Origin of the sequence: Nostocoides jenkinsii Ben 74, assembly GCF_001046875.1 — a bacterium.
GTDB lineage: Bacteria > Actinomycetota > Actinomycetes > Actinomycetales > Dermatophilaceae > Nostocoides_A > Nostocoides_A jenkinsii.
Map to the genome: position 1 here is coordinate 3,240,548 of NZ_HF571038.1, position 9,649 is coordinate 3,250,196.

The following is a 9,649-nucleotide window of genomic DNA, read 5'->3' on the forward strand; positions in this document are numbered from 1 at the left end:
TGTCCGCCCCGCCCGCGCGGGGATGAGCCCCTTGCGATTGACCGTTCCGCGAACCGGGCGGGGTCCGCCCCGCCCGCGCGGGGATGAGCCCAGAAATTGCGTCTGGCCGAGGGTCCAGATAGCGTCCGCCCCGCCCGCGCGGGGATGAGCCCGACCAGATCGAGGCCAGCGGCGAACCCGAGGTGTCCGCCCCGCCCGCGCGGGGATGAGCCCGCCAAGGAGAACCCATCGATCCTGGTGTCGCAGTCCGCCCCGCCCGCGCGGGGATGAGCCCGTCTCAATCGAAACGTCCTCGGTGAGCTGCTCGGTCCGCCCCGCCCGCGCGGGGATGAGCCCCTTGCTAATGCCCACCGCAGCCAAGGCCGCGGGATGGACAGCTGCCGCACCGTTGCGACAGCCACGTCCGCCCCGCCCGCGCGGGGATTAGCCCGCCCTCGCAGGGGCGTCGGTTCTGACGGTTTCGTCCGCCCCGCCCGCGCGGGGATGAGCCCTCGGCCTGGTTCGCGGCATACAGCGCCTCCAGGTCCGCCCCGCCCGCGCGGGGATGAGCCCGAGTGGGAACGGGAGGTTTCGCGGTGAGCGAGGTCCGCCCCGCCCGCGCGGGGATGAGCCCGAGAGCGCCAGGGGTGATGGCGTCCGCCCCGCCCGCGCGGGGATGAGCCCGGGTGGGTCCAGGGACTCGCCCCGCCCGCGCGGGGATGAGCCCTCCGCCGTAAAGCGCCTGCGCGATCAGCGCTTGTCCGCCCCGCCCGCGCGGGGATGAGCCCTCGCCGATGCCTTCGAGGGGCACGAGGGTGCCGTCCGCCCCGCCCGCGCGGGGATGAGCCCGAGTGAACGGCATCGCCGCCACCGACCGCTGGGTCCGCCCCGCCCGCGCGGGGATGAGCCCATCGTCTCGGGCCTGTCCAATGCCGGCAGGTCCGCCCCGCCCGCGCGGGGATGAGCCCGCGGCGCTCTGCGGGGTGCCGGTGTCTACCGCGTCCGCCCCGCCCGCGCGGGGATGAGCCCGTGAGCAGCCGCGTCACCGGATGTTGGCGCTCGTCCGCCCCGCCCGCGCGGGGATGAGCCCACGATCACCCTGCCACCCGCTGCCGGCACTGAGTCCGCCCCGCCCGCGCGGGGATGAGCCCGGGAACCCGAGACGCCAATTGGTGATGCCGTTGTCCGCCCCGCCCGCGCGGGGATGAGTCCCGCAATTCCTTGACGTGACCGCGTGGCAGTAAGTCCGCCCCGCCCGCGCGGGGATCAGCTCTTCTGCGTCGTTAAGGTGACGTCGGCGCTGGCATCGAGCCAGCGCTCGAGTCTCAACATGATCAAGCTGAGCGCGGCCGCTTGGGTGGCCTGCGTGCGCGCTGGCAGGACGCAATTGAGTCCCGATTAGTCGTGTAGTGCGGCCGGGAGGTCGGAGTTGACGAGGCCGGCAAACGGAGAGGCGCCGCAGACGAGAGAGGGGTGGGAGACGAGGCGGTGCCGGGCATACCTTGGGCGGGTGCTGAGCAGGCGGCCGGAGAGTCCAGGACAACTCTGCGCTCAGGTCACACCTTTGGGCTGAAGTCACACCCTCGGGCCCAGGTCACCCTCTAGAGCCATAGACCTGGTCGCAAAGGTGTGACCTGAGCGCATTCCGGACCACGACCTCCACGTCCTGGGTGCGGCCGTGGCAGGGTGGCGGGTATGCGCGAGCTCCACGACCTTACGGCCCTTCAGTTGGGCGCGGCCGTGGCGGCGGGGGAGGTCACGCCATACGAACTCGTCGAGCATTTCGGCGCCCGGCAGGACCGGGTCGGCGCGTTCGTCACCCGCACGACCGACCTCGCGCTCGCCCGGGCCAACGCCCTCACCCGGGCGGGTCGGCCCGACGACGCAGGTCCGCTGTGGGGTGTGCCCACCGCGATCAAGGACCTCAATGCCACCGCCGGCGTCCGCACGACGTTCGGCAGCGCGAGGTATGCGGCATACGTCCCGGAGCACTCGGACGAGGTCGTCCGCGCCATCGAGGACGCTGGCCTGATCAGCCTGGGCAAGACCAACGCACCCGAGTTCGGCACTCCCTGCTACACCGAGTCGGCCATCGCGCCGCCCGCGGTCACGCCGTACGACACCACCCGGATGGCGGGCGGGTCCTCCGGCGGGGCGGCGGCCGCGGTGGCGGCGGGGTTGGTCCCCCTCGCCCAGGGGAGCGACGGGGGCGGCTCGATCCGCATACCGGCATCATGTTGTGGTCTGGTCGGATTCAAGCCGAGCCGTGGGCGGATCTCGGCCGGACCCATGTATGGCGATCCCACCGGCCTCGCGACCAACGGACCCCTCGCGCGGACGGTGCGGGATGCGGCGGCATACTTCGATGTGATGGCCGGCCCCGCGCTCGGCGACCCGGCGTGGGCTCCACCGGTCGCCCACGGAGCCTTCCTCGCGGCCTGCGACGCGCCGCCCACACGGCTGCGGATCGCGCGCTTCGCGACACCCGCGATCGTCGACGCGCCGGTTCATCCCGAGGTGCTCATCGCCTACGACAACGCGAGCAGGCTGCTGGCCGATCTCGGGCACGAGTTGATCGACATACCGAATCCGTTGCCGCCCAATGCCGTTGAGACCTTCGAGACGTGCTGGTCGGTGCTCACCGCGCTCTCGGTTCCGGAAGGCACCGAGGATGACGTCCAGCCCCTCACCCGCTGGCTCGCCCTCCGCGGCCGGGCGGTCAGCGGGCCTGGGTTCGGCCTGGCCATCGGCGAGCTGCGCCGGGTGGGGGCGGCGATGGTCCGCGCGCTCGCGGCATACGACGCCGTCCTGACACCGACCCTCGCCCAGCCACCCCTGCCGGTCGGGGCGCTGCGCAACGACCCCGACCCGGCGGCGGACTTCGCGGCGCAGAAGGCGTTCACGCCGTGGACGTCGCTGTGGAATGTCACCGGTATGCCGGCGGCCTCCCTCCCCCTGCATCGCACCCCCGACGGGCTCCCCGTCGGCGTCATGCTGGCCGGCCGGCCGGCGCGCGACGACCTTCTCCTTGCGCTGTGTGCGCAGGTCGAGGACGCGGTCGGCGGCTTCGCACCCTAGCCGCCGCCGCCAGATTCACAGGAAGGAAGTTGGTCTTCACGGGTTCCCAATCCCGTGACCTTCCCGTTACCTTAGATGGACCTCCCCGAGGCGCCGACCCCCCGGCGGTGCCCGTCCCCCCGAGAGGATCCCCCCACATGTCCATCGATTCATGCCGCCGTATGCCGCGGCGCACCCTCCCGCTGCTCGCTCTCGCGAGCGCCGCCTCCCTCACCTTCGCCGCCCCGGCCAGTGCCGCCCCGGCCCTGACCGGAGCGACGGCGGTGGCCCGCGCCAAAGTCTGGGTCGACCGCGGCATCAGCTACAGCCAGTCCACGACCTACCAGGGCTACCGCATGGACTGCTCCGGCTATGTCTCGATGGCCTGGGGCCTGACGAAGCCCGGCTACACGACCTACACGATGCCGCAGATCGGCACCTACATCTCCAAATCCTCTCTGCGGCAAGGGGATGCGATGCTCAACTCCTCCTCACATGTGCTCCTCTTCGACAAGTGGGCCGACTCCGCGCACAGCTACTACTGGGCGTATGAGGAGTCCTCCTCCCGCGGCGGCGCCGTCTATCGCAAGATCCCCTACCCCTACTGGTCCGGCTACGGCACCTACAAGCCGTTCCGCTACAAGGGAATGTCCTGACCCGGCCCATTGTGCCGGCGGGCCGTTCGCGCCAAGATGCCGCCCATGGGTTTCCCGTCCGACCTTGAGATCGCCAGCGCTGCCGAACTCCGGCCGCCCGCCGAGATCGCCGGGCGGCTCGGCATACCGGAGGAATTCCTCGAGCCGTATGGGCGCACGGTCGCCAAGATCGACCTCGGCATCCTCACCGCGCCCGGGCAACCGCAGGAACAGCGCGCAAAGTATGTCGTCGTCACGGCGGTGACGCCCACCCCGCTCGGGGAGGGCAAGACCACCACCTCGGTCGGCCTCGCCGACGGGCTCGCCCAGCTCGGCAAGCGGGTTGCGGTAACACTGCGCCAACCCTCGATGGGTCCGACGTTCGGGATCAAGGGCGGTGCGGCGGGCGGCGGCTACAGCCAGATTGTGCCGATGGACAGGCTCAACCTCCATCTGACCGGCGACTTCCACGCGATCACCGCGGCGCACAACCTGCTGTCCGCGCTGCTCGACAATCACCTCCACCACGGCAACGAACTCGGCATCGACCCGCGCAATATCACCTGGCGTCGCGTCCTCGATGTCAACGACCGGTCGCTGCGCAATATCGTCCTCGGCCTCGGCGCCCGCGCGGATGGCGTTGCGCGACAGACAGGTTTCGACATCACCGCCGCCTCCGAGGTCATGGTGCTGCTCTCCCTCTCATCCTCGCTGGCGGATTTGTCGCAGCGGCTGCGCCGCATCGTCGTCGGATACACGTATGCCGGGCGGCCCGTCACCGCCGATGACCTCGGTGCCGCCGGGGCCATGGCCGTGATCCTGAAAGACGCCATCAATCCCAATCTCCTGCAGACCCTGGAGGGCACGCCGGCGCTGATCCACTGCGGCCCGTTCGGCAATATCGCCACGGGCAATTCGTCCGTCGTGGCCGACCTCGTCGCCACCCGGCGCGCGGATATCGTCCTGACCGAGGCGGGTTTCGGCGCCGACATGGGCGCCGAGCGGTTCATGAACGTCAAGTGCCGGGTCTCCGGTCTGCGGCCGGATGCGGCGGTCATCGTCGTGACCGTCCGGGCACTCAAGGCCCACTCGGGGCGATTCAAGATCGTCGCGGGCAAACCGCTGCCCGAGGAGCTGCTGGCGGAGAATCCCGACGACGTGCGCGCCGGGATTGCCAACCTGCGCAAGCACATTCAGATCATCGAAGGCTTCGGCGTGTGGCCGGTCGTGGCCATCAACGCCTTCCCGCAGGACTTCGACTCCGAGCACCAGGTGATCCGCGACCTCTGCGCCGAACTCGGCGTCAAGTGCGCCGTCTCCCGGCATGTCGCCGAGGGCGGAGCCGGGGCCGCGGAGTTGGCCCAGGCTCTCATCGACGCCTTGGACCACCCGACGCACTTCCGCTACACCTACGAGTCCGACCAGAGCTTGGTGAGCAAGATCGAGGCCGTCGCGACCAAGGTGTATGGCGCGGACGGCGTCGACTTCGCCCCGGCGGCGGCGAGTGCGCTCGCGGCATACGAGAAGCTCGGATTCGGTGACCTGCCCGTGGTCATCGCCAAGTCGCACTTGTCCATCTCGCACGACCCGGCCCTCAAGGGCGCCCCGACCGGCTGGCGGCTGCCGGTGCGCGAGGTCCGCGCGGCCGCGGGCGCGGGCTATGTCTATGCCATCTGCGGCGAGATGCGCACCATGCCCGGCTTCGCCAGCCACCCGAACGCCGAGCGGATCGACCTGGTGGACGGGGAGATTCGCGGGCTGAGTTAGCCCTTGAGCCCTCACCTGACGGATCAAGTCACCCCTTTCGTACGAGGTCACACCTTTCGTACGAGGTCACCCCGTAGAACGTAAGACTTGGTACGAAACGTGTGACTTGGTACGAAAGGGGTGACCTGAGCGCGGGGCCGGGCGCGGCCATACCTGATCAGCGGGGCGGTTCGAGGCCAGTGCCTGATCGAACTCGTTCCGCTCTTCGTCACGTAAGCGCTACCACGTGTCGGATGCGTCACTCACGGTTCCGCAGACCGGTTCTCGATTCGGCGCAGGGGGGCCGAAGTGGAAGCATGGCGGGATACGCGAGGAGGCGTCATGGCCACATACGTGACTCAGTTCAGTGAGGGCAACAAGGACCAGAAGGACCTGTTGGGCGGCAAGGGGGCAAATCTTGCCGAGATGGTGAACATGGGGCTTCCCGTGCCTCCCGGCTTCACGATCTCGACGGAGGCGTGCAAGGCCTACCTGCGCACCGGTGAGGTGCCGCCCACCTTGCGCGTCGAAGTCACCATGGCCCTGCGCAAGACCGAGGACACCATCGGCCGTCACTTCGGCGCCGACGAGGAGCCCCTGCTGCTCTCGGTCCGCTCCGGGGCGAAGTTCTCCATGCCCGGGATGATGGAGACCGTCCTGAACGTCGGGCTCAACGACCGCTCGGTCCAGGGCCTGGCGACATTCGCGAACGACGAGCGGTTTGCCTGGGACAGCTACCGCCGGCTGATCCAGATGTTCGGCAAGACCGTGCTCGGCATCGAGGGTGACCTGTTCTCCGAGGCGCTCGATGCGATCAAGGCGGCCGCGGGCACCACCCAGGACACCGACCTGACCGCGGACGACCACAAGAAGGTCGTCGCGGCATACAAGCAGATCATTCTGGAGGAGACCGGCGAGGAGTTCCCGCAGGATCCCCGCGACCAACTCGACGCCGCGATCGAGGCCGTCTTCAACAGTTGGAACACCGAGCGCGCCCGGCTCTACCGCCGCCGCGAGCGCATCGCGGACGACCTCGGCACGGCAGTCAATGTCATGGCGATGGTCTTCGGCAACCTCGGCGAGGACTCCGGCACCGGCGTGTGCTTCACCCGCGACCCGAGCACCGGCCACGGTGGGGTGTATGGCGATTACCTCCCCAATGCGCAGGGCGAGGACGTTGTCGCGGGCATTCGCAACACCTTCCCCCTGACCAAGCTGGAGGAGCTCGACCCCACGTCGTATGCCGAGTTGCGTGCCGCCATGCGCCGACTGGAGACGCACTACCGCGACCTGTGTGACATCGAGTTCACGATCGAGCGCGGGAAGCTGTGGATGCTCCAGACGCGCGTCGGAAAGCGCACTCCCGCAGCGGCTTTCCGCGTTGCGACCCAGCTTGTCGACGAGCGCCTGATCACCCTCGATGAGGCCCTCGGGCGCGTCAGCGGCCAGCAACTGAGCCAACTTCTCTTCCCGCACTTCGACGCAAAGTCGGGGATCTCCGCCTTGACCAAGGGCCTCGGCGCCTCCCCCGGCGCGGCCGTCGGCGAGATCGTTTTCGACAACGCCTCGGCCATCGCCCACCAGAAGGAGGGCAAGAAGTGCATCCTCGTCCGGCGAGAAACCTCGCCTGAGGATCTGCCCGGCATGATCGCCTCCGTCGGCGTGCTGACCGCCCGCGGCGGCAAGACTTCGCACGCCGCTGTCGTCGCGCGTGGCATGGGGATGTGCGCCGTCGTTGGCGCCGAAGCGATGAAGATCAGCACCTCCGAGCGGACCGTGCAGGTCGGCGACACCCAGCTCGGTGAGGGCGATGTCATCGCCATCGACGGCGCGACCGGTGAGGTCTTCGTCGGCGCGGTGCCTGTCGTCGACTCTCCCGTCCTGACCTATATCAGCGAGGGCATCGACGCCGCCGAGCAAGCGGTCGAGGGCGATATCGAGACTCTCGACCTGATCCGCTCGGTCGACCGGCTTCTTCGGTATGCCGATGGCGTCCGCCGCCTGCGTGTTCGTGCGAACGCCGACACGGCCGAGGATGCCGTGCGGGCCCGCGCCCGCGGCGCGCAGGGAATTGGCTTGTGCCGCACCGAACATCAGTTCCTCGGTGAGCGCCGCAAGTTCATCGAGAGCGTCATCCTGGCCGAGACGTCCGAACAGCGCGACGCGGCGCTGGAGGCCCTCGTCCCGCTTCAGCGGGGCGATTTCGAGGAGCTCCTCTCCGCCATGGACGGGCTCCCGACGACGATCCGGCTCATCGACCCGCCGCTGCACGAGTTCCTCCCCGACCTGACCGAGGTCTCGGTCCAGGTCGCGCTGGCCGAGCGCGACGGTGGCGCGGACGAGCATGACAAGGAGATCCTTGCGGCGATCCAGCGCACGCACGAGGCGAACCCGATGCTCGGCCTGCGTGGGGTGCGGCTCGGCCTAAAGATCCCCGGCCTCTTCGCTCTGCAGATCCGCGCGATCGCCGAGGCCACGGTCGCGTTGATTGAGCAGGGTCGCAAGCCGAAGCCGGAAATCATGGTCCCGCTGATCGGCTCGGTCCGCGAGCTGCAGATCATCCGGGACATGGCGGAGAAGATCATCGCCGAGGTCGCGGAAACGTCGGGCGTCGCGCTGTCGATCCCGATCGGCTGCATGATCGAGCTGCCCCGGGCGGCACTGACGTCCTATCGGATCGCCGAGGAAGCCGACTTCTTCTCCTTCGGCACCAACGACCTGACCCAGACGACGTGGGGCTTCTCGCGTGATGACGTCGAGAGCGGCTTCTTCGCCGAGTACCTCGAGAATGGCGTCCTCACGATCAGCCCGTTCGAAACCCTCGACGCGCTCGGCGTCGGACAGCTCGTCAAGATCGGCGTCGACGGCGGGCGGCGGACCAAGCCCGCGATCCACGCCGGCGTCTGCGGTGAGCACGGCGGCGACCCCGAGTCGATCCACTTCTTCCACAACGTCGGCCTCGACTACGTCTCGTGCAGCCCGTTCCGCGTGCCGATCGCGCGCCTCGAAGCTGGCCGCGCGGCCGTGGCGTTGGACGAGACCGGCACCGCGTGAGTTAAGGTCGCACCCGCAAACGCGACGGGGGCGGCGGGATCAGGACGGCTGGCTGGCGATCGCCGCGGTGATCTCGGCGGCGATCGCCAGCGCGTCCAGCCGAATCTCGCGCAGCATCCCGGAGATCGGGTTGGTATAGCCGTTGAACTACAGCCCCGGCGCGCCGGTCGGCGATGTGGCACCACTGACCGTCGGCCGCCCGTCGGGCCGCAGCACGCCCAGCTCGCCGAGCAACGGCTCCAGCCCGCGCTCATAGCCGGCCGCCACCAGGACCACGTCGGGACGCAGGCGCCGTCCGTCGCGCAGCACAAAGTCGTCGCCCTCGAATCGCTCCGGCGTCGGCACGGGCACCACTGCGCGCCGCTGAATCGCGGCGACGATCCCGACGTCCTGCACCGGGATCGATCCCACCGCGATCCGCGAGTAGAGATCGGCGGCAGGGCGCGGCATACCGTATGCCGTGAGGTCGGGGATCGAGACCCTCTCAACCACGGCGGCCACCCGGTCCACGAGGCGCAAGGGGAGGCGTCGAACGGCGATGCCGGTCCACTGCGACGCCCAGCCGGCGGTGTCGCGGCGCAGGATGTGCGGCGGGGTGCGATAGGCGAGCCACACCTGCCCGGCGCCGCCCTCGGCGAGGTCCTGGGCAATCTCGCACCCGGTGTTGCCCGTGCCGACCACGAGTACGGAGCGACCGGCATGGTCGGCCGGGTTGCGATAGTCCGACGTATGCCGAATCTCCCCGCGGAAGCCCTCCTCCCCCGGCCAGTGGGGCCGCGCCGGGGTGTGATTGAAGCCCGTCGCGACGATGACGTGGTCCGCCGCCCACACCTCGCCGCCCGCTGACCGGACCACCCACCGGGGCGAGCCTTCCGTCGAATTCCGTTCCAGCCCAATGACATCCACACCCGCGCGGACATCGAGTCGGTGGTGGGCCCGGTAGGACTCGAGATACCGGACGAGGTCGCCTCGGGCGACCCAACGGCCATACGACCTGGGTATGGGGAGTCCCGGCAACCCACTCAGGCGACGCGTCGTGTGGAGGTGCAGCCGGTCATAGTGACCGCGCCAGGAGTGGCCGACGTCCGCGCGTTCGAGCACGGTCACGGGAATCCCGCGCATGGTCAGCGCCCCGGCGGTGGCAAGACCCGCGGGCCCGCCACCGATCACGACTACCC

5 protein-coding genes and 2 CRISPR repeat arrays are annotated in these 9,649 nt (G+C 69.6%); of the genes, 4 read left to right on the forward strand and 1 reads right to left on the reverse strand.

The window, feature by feature from the left end; genetic code table 11:
• Nucleotide 1: 1 nt before the first annotated feature.
• A CRISPR array of direct repeats spans nucleotides 2-664; the repeat unit is 29 nt; unit sequence GTCCGCCCCGCCCGCGCGGGGATGAGCCC.
• Nucleotides 665-738: 74 nt separating this feature from the next.
• A CRISPR array of direct repeats spans nucleotides 739-1,252; the repeat unit is 29 nt; unit sequence GTCCGCCCCGCCCGCGCGGGGATGAGCCC.
• Nucleotides 1,253-1,674: 422 nt separating this feature from the next.
• From BN13_RS15520 to ppdK, 4 genes are all read left to right on the forward strand, one after another.
• Entirely contained in the window at nucleotides 1,675-3,057 is a 1,383-nt protein-coding gene (locus tag BN13_RS15520) for an amidase (RefSeq protein WP_048548113.1), read from the forward strand.
• 137 nt (nucleotides 3,058-3,194) lie between these two features.
• Nucleotides 3,195-3,692 (forward strand): NlpC/P60 family protein, encoded by a 498-nt coding sequence (locus tag BN13_RS15525; RefSeq protein WP_157038630.1) that lies wholly within the window; start codon nucleotides 3,195-3,197, stop codon nucleotides 3,690-3,692.
• Nucleotides 3,693-3,728: 36 nt separating this feature from the next.
• Nucleotides 3,729-5,438, forward strand: coding sequence for a formate--tetrahydrofolate ligase (locus BN13_RS15530; RefSeq protein WP_048548115.1), 1,710 nt, complete (start codon nucleotides 3,729-3,731; stop codon nucleotides 5,436-5,438).
• 321 nt (nucleotides 5,439-5,759) lie between these two features.
• Nucleotides 5,760-8,471, forward strand: coding sequence for a pyruvate, phosphate dikinase (gene ppdK / locus BN13_RS15535; protein WP_048548116.1), 2,712 nt, complete (start codon nucleotides 5,760-5,762; stop codon nucleotides 8,469-8,471).
• Between the two features lie 147 nt (nucleotides 8,472-8,618).
• On the opposite strand, the gene BN13_RS15540 is transcribed toward ppdK, so the two are convergent.
• Nucleotides 8,619-9,649: flavin-containing monooxygenase (locus BN13_RS15540; protein WP_053079824.1), on the reverse strand; the 1,031-nt coding region annotated here is incomplete at its 5' end.

Coding starts and splice junctions, on each gene's coding strand:
- BN13_RS15525 (WP_157038630.1), top strand. CDS start 3,195: ATGTCCATCGATTCATGCCGCCGTATGCCGCGGCGCACCCTCCCGCTG.
- BN13_RS15530 (WP_048548115.1), top strand. CDS start 3,729: ATGCCGCCCATGGGTTTCCCGTCCGACCTTGAGATCGCCAGCGCTGCC.
- BN13_RS15520 (WP_048548113.1), top strand. CDS start 1,675: ATGCGCGAGCTCCACGACCTTACGGCCCTTCAGTTGGGCGCGGCCGTG.
- ppdK (WP_048548116.1), top strand. CDS start 5,760: ATGGCCACATACGTGACTCAGTTCAGTGAGGGCAACAAGGACCAGAAG.